Raw genomic sequence first — 15,825 nt, 5'->3', positions numbered from 1 at the left:
GAAACGTGAATACATCGGAGCATGTGCATTTTATAGGCATCGGCGGCTACGGTATGAGCGCTATAGCCAAGGTGCTTCTTGAAATGGGATACCAAGTATCGGGCTCGGACCTGGCACAGCAGGAGCTGACCGACAAGCTGAAAGCCAAAGGGGCGCAAGTCTACATCGGCCATGAAGCGGAACATGTGAAGGGAGCGGACCTCGTCGTTTATTCCACGGCGCTGCCAAAAGATAACGTCGAAATGCAGGCCGCCGAAGAGCTGAACATCCCGATTTTGCACCGTTCGCAAATGCTCGCCCGGCTTATGAATTCGAAAAAAGGAATCGCTGTCGCCGGGGCGCACGGCAAAACGACGACGTCTTCGATGATCGCTCTTGTGCTGGAGCAGTGCGCGAAAGATCCGACGTTCATTATCGGCGGAGAGATCATGAACGTCGGCAGCAACGCCAAGGCGGGCAAAGGCGACTATGTCGTCGCGGAGGCCGACGAAAGCGACGGCTCGTTTTTGCAGTACCGCCCGCTGCTCGCGCTGGTCAACAATATCGAAGCGGATCATCTGGAAAACTACGACGGCAGCTTTGAAAATTTGAAAAAAGCGTATGCGCAGTTTTTAAGCCAGGTGAAGGAAGACGGCAAAGCGATCGTATGCTACGACGACCCGCATTTGCGCGAAATGATTCCGAATATTAAAAGCGAAGTGATCACGTACGGGATCGATACCGAGGCGGACTTTGTCGCGCGCGATATCCGTTTGGGTGACCGCAAGGTACAATTTAAGGTTTACCGGCAGGGGACCTTGCTTGGCGAAATCCGGCTGTCGGTTCCCGGACGTCACAACGTGTACAATGCGCTCGCTACGTTAATTACGTGCCTGGAAACGGGTCTTGCGTTCGAGCAGATCGCCGAAGCGATTCAGGACTTCAGCGGCGCGAAGCGGCGGTTCCAGGTGCTCGGCGAAGTCGACGACATTCTCGTCATCGACGATTACGCACACCATCCGACGGAAATCGAAGCGACGATCAGCGCCGCCAAGGCGACCGGAAAGCGCATCATCGCGGTGTTCCAGCCGCAGCGTTATACGCGCACGTATTTCCTGTTCGATCAGTTCAGCCGCGCTTTCCCGGAAGCGGACGAGGTCATCATCACCGACATTTATTCTCCCGCAGGGGAAAAACAAATCGAGGGGATCAGTTCCGCGGGGCTCGTCGAGCTGATCAAGCAAAACAGCAACCGGAACGTCCGCTACATTCCGAGCAAAGAAGAGGTCCAGGCTTATTTGCTGGACCGCGTAGCGAGCGGCGACCTCGTGCTGACGATGGGAGCCGGAGACATTTGGAAAGCGGCCGACGGGCTGGCTAAATCGCTTCGCGCAAGGCACGGCGCGTAACGGTGCGGACAGGCAGCACGAGGCATGGCACATAAGAGCGCGGACGAAGTGCTCCGGCGAGCATCCCGCCGGTTTATCGGCTTTACAAGCAAAAACGCAGCGACAAAGGAACAAGCCGTTCCTCTTTCGCTGCGTTTTTTGCGTTTGCCGGAAATAACGGAACTTTCTCGCACCTTATTTTGTTTTGGCGCTGTTTTTCAGCTTCAGGATGAAATCGTCGAGCTCGGCGGTGAGCTCGGTCGGTTTGTATGCCAACTGGTCAATAAGAAGATTGCCGGAGTAAACGGCTTTTCGATTTCCTTGGTATAACGTCATGGCGTATGAGGTATTGTCCGGATAGTTATCGGCTAATTGGAGACGAATGTGCTGCATTCGTTCGGAGATGGCCTGAATGGTGCCCGGCGATTCAAGGATCTTCGTGCGACCCCTCTCGATTTCCAGCTCGATTTTGTCGATTCGCGTCAAATCCAGACCGAGTATCGTGCCAAGAGGCACTCCCTCCTCGCCGGACTTTGCGTCTTCGACGATAGCCAGCTCATAAGCTGCGGTTTGTCCGGGATAGGACAGGAGTGTGAGCTTCGCTTGCCACGCCTCTATGGTTTGGCCCACTTTAAGATCGTCAAATGTCAGCTTGCGATCGTCGCCTTTCCAATGGATATTCGTGTCCTCGGCCATCGAGAACCAATCCGCGTCGGGGATGGGATTTGTTATCCCGAACCTTTTATCGTAGCTAACGATAAGAGCGCGTTTCTTCGTTTTATCCAGCTGCATAAGTTTTCCCGTCAAATCGGGTTTTTCGGACAGAGTAAACGTCGTGACGGACAGCGGAAAAGTTCCTCCGACCGCTTCGAATATGGCGGTTTTCAGCGCCTCCGCTTCCTCGTCGTTTAATTTTTCACGATGATGATAAGGTTTTCGGACCTCGAGACGGTAGATATCGTTTTCCGTATAGCCCGCGACGGGCTTCAACGAGAACCGTTCTAAAATAGGCTCCAGTATACGGAGTTCGGAACTGAATTTCGCGAGGTAGAACGCCGACGAGGGGGTATAAGCCCCTTTCGCCTGCGGAATCTCATAGTGCTCGATTGCTTTGGCCGGGTGAATCCATTTGTCTCCCAAATAGGTACGTACGCGATACCACGGGTGGCATCGCTCCGATTCGGACAGGTCGCCGGCGGGGATGACGCCGTTGCAGAAGATGAGCTGTCCGATGGCCGTTACCTTCTGGGGGGAAAGCATTGCTCCGCTTTTTTGATCGTCCCGAGGCAGGTCGTACATGTCTTCCTCGCCCGTGAAGCCGACCTCCATATAAACCTTGTAATAACGGCCCTCAGCGACGGAAGGACCGCCCCGAACCCATTTCTCGCCGAGCGACGTTTGCACGAGATACCAGATCCCTTCGGTTTCCTCCTCGTCGTGAACCACCGCCGATACGGAAACCTGCTGGTAAGCCGATAAGACGCCAACTTGCCCGGCATCGGCGGAAGCGTCATCGTACAGAGGAGTATCGGCAAGCAGTGCAAGCTCCTCCGGCATTTTGATCTGATCCGCTTGCGCCGCAGCCGGAACCGCACATGCTGCTATTGCAGCGAAAATCAACGTCATAAACATCGTGATGGCACGCGATTTGGTCACGCTCTCCACTCCTTTCCTTAAAGAGAAACGATCGCAGCCCGGAAGACCGTTCCGTTACTTTAACGTCAAAATGAACGCATCCAGCTCGTTCGTTAAAGCCGTCGGGCCGTAGACAAGGTTCTGAATCCATAAATTGCTTGGATAAACGGCTTTCCGATTCCCTTGGTATAACGTCATGGTGTATGAACTTTTGTCAGGATCACGATTCGCTGTTTTCAGCCCGATGTGCTTCATCCGTTCGGAGACGGCCTGTAGAGCGGCTGCGGATTGAATGACGACCTGGCTTCCCTTCTCGAATTCCAGCTCGATTTTATCGATGCGCGTCAAATCGAGGCCGAGTATCGTGCCGAGCGGAATGCCGTCCACCCCCGGGGGAGCTTCTTCGACGATGACAAGCTCATAAGCGGAAGTTTGAGCCGGATAACTCATCGCTCTATATTTGCTGCTCCAGGCATTGACGGTTTGCCCTGCTTTGAGATCGTCCAACGTCAGCCGGCGAATCCCGACTTTTTGCCCTATGCAGGCATCTGCGGTCAGACGTACCCAAACCGCATCAGGATGGGAATTTTCAATACCATCCCTCTTCTCGTGGTTGACAATGAGCACTTTTCGATTCTCTTTATCCAATCCGACGATTTTTCCCGTTACATCGGGATCGGCAGGAAGCGTATAAGTTGTAATGGAGAGCGGGAAGGTTCCGCCGATCTCTTCGAACAGAGCTTTTTTCAGCGCCTCGGCTTCCTCTTCCGTTAATTTTTCGCGATGGTGGTATAGTTTGCGGACTTCCAAATAATTGCTGCCTTTTTCCCGGTACACTGTTAACGCCTCCACGCCCAATCGGGCAAAAAGCGGTTCCAGCTTCGGGATTTTCGAAGAAAGCTGAGAATAGCCTTCTGAACCTGACATCGAGGGCAGGTTTTTAGCCCGATTTGAACCGTATTGTTCGACGGCTTTGGCCGGGTGAATCCATTTTTCCCCTTGACCGGTTAAAATGTGAAACCAGCGCTGGCAGTTCGTTGACGAAGCGGACGAAGCGGAGCGGCTTGCCTTGCCGATATCGCCGGCATCATTGCAGACAACGAGCCGGCCGATCGCGGACACCGTCTGCGGGGAAAGCCGGGCGCCGTTTTTGCCGTCTTCGGCGGGCCGATCATAGACATCCATTTCCCCCGGGAACGTCACCAGCAGCTCGCCAGCCGAGTAATCGCCATTCACGATCGAAGGTCCGCTTCGCAGCCATTTTTCACCTAGCCACGTTTGCACGCGATACCAGCCGGGCTCGGACGGATCCGAGGAGGCCAATTCATCCCGGTCAGCTCCGGTTACGCGGACCGACTGGATAGCGGCAATGACGCCGACAGGATCATTTTCGTCGGACTTGGCATCGTAAACGGGTGTATCCTCGAGCACAGTCAGCTTCGCCGGCGATTCGTTTCCGAGCGCCTCGTCGCTCGCGTAGGTTACGATAACGTGCAATATGGATACGACAAACACTCCCGCTCCAAACAGTTTGAAAATCCGCTTAAAGAGACAGCCTTCCTTCAAGATTTCCACCCCCTTCCAATTCATTAGACGGCGCACGCATACGGAAAGTTTTGCCGGGAGGATAAAATTGGGCCAAAAGGCGGAAAGTAACAATGCGGCAGCAAATAACGGAAGGCAGGTGAACCTATACGATGACCCAGGATACGCAGCGCCACAACAACAAGAAACCTAACGACCAGCAACGGCTGTCCCAGCAGCTGCAGGGAGAACAGCCTTCGGCGGAGCAGGTGGGCGAGAATCGCGGACAGGCGATCGCCTCCGTTCAGCAAAACGACATGCAAAGCTGATTAAAAAATAAAAAATCCCTTCGAACCGCCGATGCAGGCAGTTTGAAGGGATTTTTTCATCGTTTCGGAGAGCTTACCACTCCAGCTTCGATTCGATAAACGCCTTGAGCTCGGCGATAGGCAGACGCTGCTGCTCCATCGTGTCGCGGTCGCGCACGGTCACGCAGCCGTCGGTTTCGGAGTCGAAGTCGTACGTGATGCAAAACGGCGTGCCGATCTCGTCGTGGCGGCGGTACCGTTTGCCGATTGAGCCGGAGTCGTCGTAGTCGACCATGAAATGCTTCGCCAGCTCGCTGAAAATCGCCTGCGCCGGTTCGGCCAGCTTTTTCGAAAGCGGGAACACGGCTGCCTTGTACGGCGCGAGAGCAGGGTGGAAGTGCAGCACGCTGCGGCTGTCATCGCCTTCAAGCTGCTGCTCCTCGTAAGCATCGATGAGGAACGCCAGCGTCACGCGGTCGGCGCCGAGGGAAGGCTCGATGCAGTAAGGGATGTACTTTTCACCGGTTTCCTGGTCGTGGTATTGGAAGTTTTCGCCGCTGTGCTCCATGTGCTGCTTCAGGTCGTAGTCGGTGCGGTCGGCGATGCCCCAAAGCTCGCCCCAGCCGAACGGGAACCGGTATTCGATATCGGTCGTCGCGTTCGAATAGTGGGACAGCTCGTCCTCGGAATGGTCGCGCAGGCGGATGCTCGCCTCCTTGATGCCGAGCTGGAGCAGCCAGTCGCGGCAGAAGCCGCGCCAATATTCGAACCACTGCAGGTCTTCGCACGGCTTGCAGAAAAATTCCAGCTCCATCTGCTCGAACTCGCGCGTGCGGAACGTGAAGTTGCCCGGCGTTATCTCGTTGCGGAAGCTTTTACCGATTTGGCCGATGCCGAACGGCAGCTTTTTGCGCATCGTGCGCTGCACGTTTTTGAAGTTGACGAAAATGCCCTGCGCCGTTTCCGGACGGAGGTATACGGTGTTTGCGGACGACTCGGTGACGCCCTGGAACGTCTTGAACATCAGATTGAATTGACGGATGTCGGTGTAGTCGAAAGCGCCGCAATCCGGGCATACGATGTGATGCTCGCGGATCAGCTCCATCATTTGATCGAAGGACAGACCGTCGACGACCATCTCGATGCCTTTGTCCTGAAGCGCGTTTTCGATCAGCTTATCCGCGCGGTGACGGGCTTTGCACTGCTTGCAGTCGATCATCGGGTCGTTGAAGTTGCCGACGTGGCCGGAAGCGACCCATGCCTGCGGGTTCATTAAAATCGCCGCGTCGAGACCGACGTTGTAAGGCGACTGCTGGATGAACTTTTTCCACCAGGCACGCTTGATGTTGTTTTTCAGCTCGACGCCGAGCGGGCCGTAATCCCACGTGTTGGCGAGACCGCCGTAAATTTCCGAGCCGGGAAAAATAAAGCCGCGGTGCTTCGCGACCGCTACGATTTGATCCATCGTAACGGCTTGTGTTGCTTTGTTTTCAGACATTGTTCATACCTCCTGATCATTTTCGCGGCCAACCTGCCGCAATGGTGCTGCACCACTCGGTGTTCATCAAAAAAGCTCCCGCCCCTGAGGGCAGCCTGCTTGCTGCCCAGGGACGAGAGCGTGCTCCCGCGGTTCCACCCTGGTTGACGCCTTCCTCGCAGGTAATCCACCCGCGCCTTAAGACGTCCGCCTTCGTTGTGACAGCTCCCGATCGCCGTTTCCTTGCCGCATGGTTTCGGGCTTCCACTGTCCCCGAATCGCTGAAAGCAGAGGCGTCAAGTACTTATTCATCGTTCACCGCTGTCCGGATATTTGCATTTGACAACATAGTACATAAACCGCGTACCCGATGTCAAGTCGGGAGGACCGATACGGGCTTCGCTGAAAGAAAATAATCATAATTCCTAGGTTTCTATCATATGCCTGTATTACAAGAATGGACAAGGGAGAGAGATGGGATGAAAAAGGGACGCATCACTTACCGTTTTAACAACGGACAGCGCGAAGAAATTATGCGAGAGACGGATGAAAGCAAAGTCATCCCGCTTTATAAAGAAGAGTTTGAAGTGAAGGAAGAAACGTACCGCGAAGCGGCGGGCGGGCAGCCGGCGCCTCCCGCGGCGGCGCCTCGGCAGCCTGCGGAAATTTTCGATACGCAGCCGCTTAACCCATATACAACGGACTACGGGGCATGGAAAAGCCCGTTCGAAGCCGAAGCGGACCGGATCGAGAAGATCATCCGCAATTCGCAGCCGCGCCGGGAGGAGTACGAGCCGGAAACCGGTTATTACGAGCGGCACAGCCGCTACGAGGAACCGCTCCGCGATCATCAGTATTACGTGCCGGAGGAGAATGTCCGCTACAATAAGCCTCCGGTCGGGTCCTGGCTGAAAATAACGGCGTCGGTTACCGGAGCGGTCGTCACCGGCGTAGCGTTCGGCTTCTTCGTGCTTTCGATGTTTTCCGATCGGGACGAAGGCTCGAAGACAAATCAGGCGGCCGGCACGGCTATCCCGCAAGTATCGGCCCCGGCGTCCGCCTCGAAGATGACGGCCGCCGATTCGGGGAAAACGTCCGCGGACAAGGCGGCTGCCGCCACATCGGCGGCAGGCTCCGCAAGCGCGGCGACGGCTGTGGTCAACATCGGATCGCAATCGTACACGTTCCTTCAGGCCGGCGTGTTCAGCTCCCAGCAGGGGGCGGAGTCCGCGCAGACGGATTTGAAAAAGAAAGGCTTCGGCGGAGCCGTCGACAGCGGCGATAAATTTACCGTATATGCCGGCATGGCGCTGACCCGCGACGACGCGCTCGGCATCAGCCAGCAGCTGAAGCAAAAAAATACGGAAGTGATGATCAAAAACGTCGAGCTGCCCGCTTTGACCAAGGTCAAGTGGAGCGGCAAGCAGACCGACGCGCTGCAAAACTGCCTGACGCAGGGAGCAAAGCTGATTCAGCTGATCGGCAGCCTCGCCCAGCCGCACCTGACCGAAGCGAAGCCGACTGCGCTGGACGAAAAGGCGTTGGCCGCCGTCAAAACGGCGCATCAAACATGGTCCGGCCAGCACGCGGGTATGCACGACGGGCTCCCCGAGAATGCGAAAGCGACGCACCAGCGGATGATCACGGCGATGAACACGGCGATCACTGCGCTGGACGAATACAAGAAAAATCCGGCCCCGTCCTACCTGTGGCAGGCGCAGTCCGCGATGATGCAGTACACGCTCTCGGACAAGGAGCTGCGCAAGGCGATTTCCGCGGAGTAAGCTGCGTAAACGGCCGCCTTCGCATAAATAAACCTTTTTTTGGCATAGTAACATGTGCCGGGAAAAGGTTTATTTTTTTGGAGGTGGCTTACTTGTGAACGTAAGAACAATCCGCTTTAAATGGACAGCGGCGCTGGTCTTATTCCTCTGCGTTTGCTGCGGAATGCCCGCAGTTTTTGCGGACGAGCCGAAGCAGCAAAGCGCTTCTTTCGCCGACCCGACGGCTGAACTTCCGAAGGACGGTTCCGTTCAGTGGGACGGTGAAGTGTATATAGCCCCATTCGCCCGCGTAGTGACGAGCGCAGGAACACGCGTGCAGCTCGGCGCCCGCTCGAACGTGCAGGACAACGCGGTGCTGGACGCATCGCGAAACGATATCGTGCTCGGCGAAGGTGCGATTATCGCACACGGCGCGATGATCAAATCTTCCCGGCCGGCGGCGGTGGCGGCGGAGACGGGCAGGCCGGGCTACGGCAACCCGGGGATCGATGCGCTTGAGCGCTATATGGCCGCCCATCCGTCCGCCTATAAGTGGGGGGCGCTGCCCGCATTCGTCGGCTTTAATGCGGTGGTGGACGGGGCGAATGTATCGGACGGCAGCATGGTGATGCATATGGCGATGGTCGGTCCGGGCATCACGATAAAAAGCGGCATTAAAGTGCTGGCGGGCAAGCGGGTCCGCACGCAAATCGAAGCGGATGACCCGGCGCGGGGCAAGGTCGTTTACTTGAGCGAAAAAGATGTGGAATTTATGAACGGTGTGGTCGAAGTAAATACCGCGCTTGCCGCCGGTTATTCGCAGCTTGCCCGCGAGCAGATAAGCTTCGTCCGGGGGATCGGTTACAATCCCGGCCTTGTTCCCGGAAACGAGCAGCGGGAGCTGCCGACGGTCGGCGGCGTCAAGACGAGGCAGCCGGACACCGGCACATACCGCTACCGGATTATCGGCAACGTGACGATCGGCGATACGCACGGCATTCGCGACAGAGTGTCGCTGCGCGCGGACGAAGGCCCGGTGTTCCGGATCGGCGCCGCGAACCGGTTTCTCGGAGCCAATACGTTTCATGCGCTGCAGCATACGGACATTTCCGCCGGGGACCGGGTGATTCTCGAACCGAACGCAATCGTTCACGGAGGGGCGGGGGAGCACCTTAAGGAAGGCAGGCGGACCGAAATCGGGGACGGCACCGTCATCGGAGCGGGATCGGTCGTATTCGCCTCCAGGCTCGGCTCGAACGTTCGCGTAGGCGCAAACAGTCTTGTCATGGATTCCGTCATTCCGGACGGCACCGTCATCCCGCCGGGAGAAGTATGGAGCGGAGGCAGAAAGCTGTACAAGGTCGAGTGGTGAAATTCGTTTGAAAAAAACGTACACGGCGCCCTTCCGTTTTGGTAGACTATTGCATAGTTAGCCAGTATAAGCGGGAGAGTGATCCAAGCATGCATTTGACGGATATTATCGAAGCTCTGCGGTCCGGAAGCGCGCAGAAATGCGAACTATTCCCCGAGGGGAGCTCAAGGTGGGCGGAGATCCGCACCGCCGCATATTTCAAGCCGCAGCTTGACGCGGTAAGACAGGAAGCTAATCGGCTGCTTCAGGAACCGATTTTGCAGCTTCCTTTTTCATTGTACAAGCTTTACGACGAAACGGGCTCCCGCAAGGAATACGAGAAGGAATATTTCAAGCACCGCCTGAGGCTCAATACGTTTGCGATTATGGCGCTGGCGGATGACGATCCGCGTTATTTGCATGCGCTCGAAGACGCGATTTGGGCGATTTGCGACGAATACACGTGGTGCTTGCCTGCCCATCATCGGGGTAACTTGCTTCGCGTTATCGAACGCGAGCGCCACGAGCGGACAACATGGGACACCTGGGGACCGGAGCCGCGCGAGCATAGGCAAAACGTCGACCTGTTCGCCGCGGAGACGGGTTTCGCTTTGGCGGAAATCACCCACCTGCTCGACGGCCGGCTCGCGGAACTGGTTGCGTACCGGGCGCGGCGGGAAATCCGCGAGCGGGTGCTGGAGCCGTACGCGGCGCCGAATCAGATGTTCTGGTGGGAGACATGCACGAACAATTGGGCTGCGGTATGCGCCGGGTCGGTAGGAGCCGCCGCGATGTACCTGATCCGCGACGATGCGATGCTGGCGCCTTTCGTTTCCCGCGTGCTGGGGACGATGGACAGCTACCTGAGAGGCTTCGAGGACGACGGTGCCTGCACCGAGGGCATCAGCTACTGGACGTACGGCTTCGGCTTCTTCACCTATTTTGCGGCGCTTCTCGAGCAGAGGACGGCGGGCCGGATCAACCTGCTTGACGGCGAAAAAGTGAAGAACATCGCGTTGTTCCAACAAAAATGCTACCTGAACGAAAACTTCACCGTCAGCTTTTCCGACGCATCGCTGAGCCAATCTTACATAGGCGGATTGACGCATTTTTTGAAAACGCGATTCGATGAGCTGGAGGTTCCGGACAGCCGGTACTGCGCCCCGTTTCCTTACGACAACTGCAACCGTTGGGGACATGCGATCCGCTGCCTCGTGTGGACGCGGCCGGATTTCGAAAGCCTGCCGCAGAACGACGCTTCTTATTGGCTGGAGGATGCGGAGTGGCTCATCTCACGTAAAACCGGGCCCGGCGGCGTTGTAGCTTTTGCCGCAAAAGGCGGGCATAATGACGAGCCGCATAACCATAACGACGTCGGTACGTTCATTTTGCATATCGGCGGGGAGACGCTGCTCACCGATACCGGTGCCGGCGAATATACGAAAGCTTATTTCGGCCCGGAGCGTTATTCGATTTTGTGCAACCGCTCGATGGGGCATTCCGTGCCGATTGTCGAAGGCGGCGAGCAGCAGGTAGGCCGCGCGTTTGCGGCGGAGGTGCGGGGCTGCCGGATCTCCGAAGAGGAGGACGTACTTGCCCTGGACATCGCCAAAGCGTACGGCAACGGCAATCTGCTGTCGCTCGTCCGCACGTTCCGTTTTGCGAAAACGGGACATCCGCGGCTGACGTTGACGGACGAGTTCCGGTTCGCCGCAAAACCGACTGCGATCGTCGAGCGGTTCGTCTCGTTTTGCGAGCCGGAGCCCATCGCGCCGGGAGAGATTCGGATTCGCGGGTCCAAACGCAGCGTCTCGATCTTCTACGAAGCGGACAAGCTGGAATTCGGCTTTGAACGGGCTGTCCATATGGACCACGGGTCACGGCCCCGGGATTTATATTTGCTCGATTTTACCGCTAAAAGCACGTCCGAACGGGAAACGTTCCGCTTCGAATTCGGGGAGGATTGACCTTGGAGCGGGACATAAAAAGCTTCCGATCAAAGAGCTGTCGACGTTGATACATTCGTGTGTTTGGGTGGAAGCTTTCCTTGCGTGCACAATGTTCTCATGCGTTAGCGCATTAATAAACTTTTGATACCATAAGGAAAAGCCGGGCCCTCTCTATGAGCAGAGGAGCCCGGCTTTTTTCGGCCGGCTTATTGAGGTTCCCCCGGAAGCACCGGGAATAGGCTTCGAAGAATCGCTTCACTTCCGGGGAACGGATTTGTTCAAATACTTGTCCAGCATCGCCGCCGCTTCCGCGCGGGTCATGCTGCGCTGCGGCATGAAGGCCGTATCGCTCATGCCGTCAATGATCCCGGCCGCACGAAGGCCGTAGATCGATTTCGCCGCCCAATAGTCGGCCGGCACATCTTTGAACGACGCCGCGCCGTTCCAGGCCGGTCCGAAGGAGGAGCCGAGCTGGCGCTGAAACAGCGCCGCCACTTCGGCGCGCGTAATCGGCTGATCCGGGCGCAGCGTGCCGTCCTCGTAGCCGTTAATGAGCCCGGCCGCGGCCGCTTTGGTCATTATGCCGTACGCCCAGTGGGTGGCCGGCAAATCCTTGTACGCTGCGGACGGCTTGTCCGCCGCGCTGCAGCTGTAGACCGCGCCCGTAACCGACGCCGAACCGGCGGAGGAGCACCCCGCGGCTTGTCCCGCCGGGGTCCCGAGCGTGCGGGTCATCAGCGCCACCCATTCGGCGCGCGTCATCGCCCGGTTCGGCTCGAAGCGGTTGCCGACCCCTTCGACGATGCCCTTCTCGTTAAGCCGCAGCACCGCATCGCGTACCCAGTGCCCGATCGTATCGGGCAGCACGTTCGGCGCTTTGTCGCTGACCGGCGGTTTGTACGCTTCGATGCCGTCCGCAATCGCATCGGCAAACTGCTGCCGCACCCCATCGTCGGCGAGCATGTCCGCATCCTGGCGATTGGATAAAAACGCCGTTTCCACCAAAATGCTCGGAACCTGCCCCATCCGAACGACATACACCGAGCTGGGCAGCAGCCCCTTATCGGTTACGCCCATGCTGCGGACAATCGAGGAGAGCACGTCCTGCGCCAGCTCCTTGCTTTGCGGAGTCAGCTCCTTCATTTCCTCGCTCGCCGGATATTGCGGGTTCGGGTACGCATTGTCGTAATAGAGCACCATCGCCCCCCGGGTCGCCGGATTCGAGTAGGAATTCGCATGAATCGAGACGAACAAATCCGGCTGTTTGTCGTTCGTAAATTCAACCCGTCCGCCGAGAGAGACGAACACGTCGGAGTCGCGCGTCATCGAGACGTCGTATCCTCTGGCCGTCAGCTCGTCCTTTAGTCTGCGGGCAATATCGAGGTTGACCGCTTTTTCCTCCAGTCCGTTCACACCTATCGCCCCGGGGTCGGACCCGCCGTGTCCCGCATCGACCACGATGCTGACGGCAAGCGCCTGAAATGGAAATGCCAATAAGATGAGCAGGACGCTTATCAGCAAAACGGTTTGTTTCTTCACGATACCCTTCCTCCCTGATCCCATGGTTTCATTGTACTTAGGAAGAGCTATGCTGTAAGCAGGTAACATTCCCCAGAACCTTTGCAAAATACGTTGCAAAAACGCGTTGTTTCCCCGGCCGGCAAACCTTATAATAGATTTGCCGAAAACTACCATGGAAAGGCTTGAACGTTCCTTGAAGAAAAACACGTTGACTCTTGTTCTTTTGATCCTCTTAGGGGTTGCCGCCGGAACGTTGGTCGGGCAAATGCTGGCGGCCGTGCCGGCTTTCGCTTTTATCACAAAACCCGTCGTCGACATATCGTGGCAGCCGAAAGCCGATCTGATTGTGCTCAAATACGATTTGCAGCTTTGGGTTAAGCTAAACTTAATCAGCATTGTCGGTATAGCCGCCGCCATCTGGATTTATCGCCGATTATAATCCATTCGAACATTTCCGTTTATTTAAGGGGGCTAAATATTCATGCCGCACTCCATACATAATGAGGTAAAGCCAAAAACGTTAATACTCGCTTCCTCATCGCCGCGGCGCCAGAAATTGATCCGCGCGTTTAGGCTTCCTTACGAGATTATCGTCAGCGACGTCGACGAGACCGTAAGCGAAAACCTTGCTCCGGCTCAGGTGGTCGAAGAGCTGTCAATGCGCAAAGCCCGCGCCGTTGCGGACAAAATAGAAGGCCGCGGCAGGCGGCCGGGCATCGTAGTCGGCTCCGATACGATCGTCGTGCTCGGCGGCCAAATTCTCGGCAAGCCGAAGGACGAAGCCGACGCACAGCGCACCCTTCAAGCGCTGCAAGGCCGCGAACATCTTGTTTACAGCGGCGTTGCCTGCATCGACCTGGAAACCGGCTCGGCGAAGGCGAGTCACAGCGTCACGCGGGTACACATGGCCCCGCTTTCCGACCGGCAAATCCGCCGCTACATCGAAACCGGCGAGCCGATGGACAAAGCCGGTGGATACGACAGCACAATGGTACTTAACGATTTTGTCATTGCTGTAAAATCTTTTGTTAAACAATGTAATCAATTACGCAAGGTGGGATAATAACATGAAATTAATCCTTGCTTCATCTTCACCTCGAAGACAAGAATTAATAAAAATGCTTAACATACCTTTTGAGGTTGTCTCAAACGACGTAGACGAGTCTGTAAGCGACGTATTGAGTCCGAGAGAGGTAGTGGAGGAACTTTCACTAAGAAAGGCGAGAGAGGCTTTTAAACGCTTCTCAGATAGTGAGGCGATATTTATCGGCTCTGACACGATAGTAGCAATAAATGGAGAAATTCTTGGAAAACCCGAGGATGACCAAGACGCATATAGAATGCTTAAGTTGATTCAAGGGCAAACTCATCAAGTCTATACTGGTATCACATGTATTTCAGCAATCAAAACTATTACAAAGAGTCGGCTTACAGAAGTAAAAATAAAGCCATTAAGCGACTCAAAAATATTGAACTATATAAACACAGGGGAGCCAAAAGATAAAGCTGGCTCGTATGCTGCTCAAGGTATTGGGGCAACATTAATTGAATCAATTGATGGTGATTATTTTAATGTCGTCGGTTTACCTATTTCTTTATTATCGGACATCCTTGAAGAAGAATTTAATATCTCTGTAATATAAAATTCTTAACTCGACTTTAAATTGTTGGTCGAGTTTTTTATTTTACCAAAAATCCTCCACACTCACATCAAATCCTCATCTCCGTAATCACCCCATTACATATCCTCATATGGTTTAATCAGACTCAGCTAAGAGGGAATTAATACATGATTGGTGTTATTGGATCAGGAGGGGCTAGAGGTAACATTGCTCAAATATCCCATAAAAGAGATTAATCCAAAATAACTTGATCAAATACTAGCGATAATCACAAGTGGATAACTATTTAATTATTCAGATATCTACAAATTTACCCACAAGTTATTCACATAATCAACACACAACACAATTTGGTTTGAGGGTTAGGTTTTCAATACTAATAAAGTAATAGACCGGAAAGAATTCCGGTCACTTTAATGCACTTTAAACTTAAGTCTTAGTAGGGATACCCCCATGGGTCTGTATGCTGCTTAGGCTTATAGGTTACCTTATATAAACCTTCTATCACACCCCAACTGTATAAATAAACGTCATATGTTTTTTCAGCATATTTATCAAGTAGCTCATCGGTATTTAAAATGATTCTGATTTGATTATAGGGGTAAGCATACACTTTCAGTTCATTGCGTGCTTGAAATACGCTCCCACTGCTTGGGACGATTTTAGTTTTAGAATTATCGACGTAATCAAATTTATCCGGTAATTTGCCAATATATTTGGGATCATCATAGGATATTTCGATTTTTTTCACAAACTTGGGCGGTAAGCTTACGTCGATGTTGCTCTTATTGATGGTGCCTTCCTTCGGAACAAAGCCGATGCCTTCAGCATGTGCTGTGATTGGAACACACATTAAGGCGACCATAGCCAAACTGGTAATTTTTTTCGTTACACTTTTCATTTTGTTTTCCTCCCGTATTCAATTGAATCGAACCATCATTCGATCTATGGCTTTATCATAAATGAAACAGGGATTGAGTGATATACTCGAATTTTTGAGTAAGTGAACAGCGACAACATGTCAGTGCTGAAAACAGATTAAATATGCGGGAGTGTCTACTTGGGTATTGTCTCCTCGATTATAACCATTTGCTGTATCACATAAAGGTTAGAAATTAATAAATCAGGAACCATTCCGTACTAATGTTCGTATGATCTCTATATAACATTTAAACTTATAAGAGGGGATTAAATGAATATCTTAGGAGAACATATCGACATTTTTAACTCTGGAGTTATTTCAGTGAAAGTCATTTTGTTATTTTTTTATTAATATTTTTGGGGTTAATCTTACTAGTGTTACGAAAG

13 protein-coding genes are annotated in these 15,825 nt (G+C 54.2%); 8 read left to right on the top strand and 5 right to left on the bottom strand.

Going from position 1 to position 15,825, the window contains the following annotated elements; genetic code table 11:
* Positions 1–5 precede the first annotated feature (5 nt).
* Entirely contained in the window at positions 6–1,388 is a 1,383-nt protein-coding gene (gene murC / locus MYS68_RS19345; RefSeq protein WP_248927418.1) for a UDP-N-acetylmuramate--L-alanine ligase, read from the top strand.
* Positions 1,389–1,562: 174 nt separating this feature from the next.
* On the opposite strand, the gene MYS68_RS19340 is transcribed toward murC, so the two are convergent.
* Both MYS68_RS19340 and MYS68_RS19335 read right to left on the bottom strand, forming a co-directional pair.
* Complete coding sequence (locus tag MYS68_RS19340) at positions 1,563–3,023, bottom strand: hypothetical protein (protein ID WP_248927417.1); 1,461 nt, start codon at positions 3,021–3,023, stop codon at positions 1,563–1,565.
* Between the two features lie 54 nt (positions 3,024–3,077).
* Positions 3,078–4,568: a YobA family protein gene (locus tag MYS68_RS19335; RefSeq protein ID WP_248927416.1), complete on the bottom strand. Its 1,491-nt coding sequence runs from the start codon at positions 4,566–4,568 to the stop codon at positions 3,078–3,080.
* A gap of 131 nt (positions 4,569–4,699) precedes the next feature.
* Here MYS68_RS19335 and MYS68_RS19330 point away from each other — a divergent pair, with 131 nt between their 5' ends.
* Positions 4,700–4,855, top strand: a complete 156-nt coding sequence (locus tag MYS68_RS19330; protein WP_248927415.1) for a hypothetical protein — start codon at positions 4,700–4,702, stop codon at positions 4,853–4,855.
* Between the two features lie 73 nt (positions 4,856–4,928).
* On the opposite strand, the gene MYS68_RS19325 is transcribed toward MYS68_RS19330, so the two are convergent.
* A complete protein-coding gene (locus MYS68_RS19325) occupies positions 4,929–6,332 on the bottom strand; it encodes a glycine--tRNA ligase (RefSeq protein WP_248927414.1) in 1,404 nt (467 codons plus the stop codon).
* A gap of 458 nt (positions 6,333–6,790) precedes the next feature.
* Here MYS68_RS19325 and MYS68_RS19320 point away from each other — a divergent pair, with 458 nt between their 5' ends.
* The 3 genes from MYS68_RS19320 (at position 6,791) to MYS68_RS19310 (ending at position 11,392) form a co-directional block, all read left to right on the top strand.
* Positions 6,791–8,095: an SPOR domain-containing protein gene (locus tag MYS68_RS19320; RefSeq protein ID WP_248927413.1), complete on the top strand. Its 1,305-nt coding sequence runs from the start codon at positions 6,791–6,793 to the stop codon at positions 8,093–8,095.
* Between the two features lie 94 nt (positions 8,096–8,189).
* Complete coding sequence (locus MYS68_RS19315; RefSeq protein WP_248927412.1) at positions 8,190–9,446, top strand: LbetaH domain-containing protein; 1,257 nt, start codon at positions 8,190–8,192, stop codon at positions 9,444–9,446.
* Between the two features lie 89 nt (positions 9,447–9,535).
* A complete protein-coding gene (locus tag MYS68_RS19310; protein WP_248927411.1) occupies positions 9,536–11,392 on the top strand; it encodes a heparinase II/III domain-containing protein in 1,857 nt (618 codons plus the stop codon).
* Between the two features lie 237 nt (positions 11,393–11,629).
* Here the strand turns inward: MYS68_RS19310 and MYS68_RS19305 are convergent, their stop codons facing one another.
* Positions 11,630–12,913: an N-acetylmuramoyl-L-alanine amidase gene (locus MYS68_RS19305; RefSeq protein WP_248927410.1), complete on the bottom strand. Its 1,284-nt coding sequence runs from the start codon at positions 12,911–12,913 to the stop codon at positions 11,630–11,632.
* A 175-nt stretch (positions 12,914–13,088) separates the two neighbouring features.
* Between MYS68_RS19305 and MYS68_RS19300 the strand changes: the two genes are divergently transcribed.
* The 3 genes from MYS68_RS19300 to MYS68_RS19290 are packed head-to-tail and all read left to right on the top strand — an operon-like array spanning position 13,089 to position 14,538.
* A complete protein-coding gene (locus MYS68_RS19300; RefSeq protein WP_248927409.1) occupies positions 13,089–13,334 on the top strand; it encodes a DUF4321 domain-containing protein in 246 nt (81 codons plus the stop codon).
* Positions 13,335–13,376: 42 nt separating this feature from the next.
* On the top strand, positions 13,377–13,958 hold the full coding sequence (locus MYS68_RS19295) for a Maf family protein (protein ID WP_248927408.1): 582 nt from the start codon (positions 13,377–13,379) through the stop codon (positions 13,956–13,958).
* Positions 13,959–13,962: 4 nt separating this feature from the next.
* Positions 13,963–14,538: a Maf family protein gene (locus MYS68_RS19290; RefSeq protein WP_248927407.1), complete on the top strand. Its 576-nt coding sequence runs from the start codon at positions 13,963–13,965 to the stop codon at positions 14,536–14,538.
* A gap of 415 nt (positions 14,539–14,953) precedes the next feature.
* Here the strand turns inward: MYS68_RS19290 and MYS68_RS19285 are convergent, their stop codons facing one another.
* Positions 14,954–15,418 (bottom strand): hypothetical protein, encoded by a 465-nt coding sequence (locus tag MYS68_RS19285; protein WP_248927406.1) that lies wholly within the window; start codon positions 15,416–15,418, stop codon positions 14,954–14,956.
* Positions 15,419–15,825 lie beyond the last annotated feature (407 nt).

It is taken from the genome of Paenibacillus hamazuiensis (genome assembly GCF_023276405.1).
GTDB lineage: Bacteria > Bacillota > Bacilli > Paenibacillales > NBRC-103111 > Paenibacillus_AF > Paenibacillus_AF hamazuiensis.
Note: the sequence above shows the minus strand (reverse complement) of the source record. Positions and strands in the feature narration are given on the sequence as shown.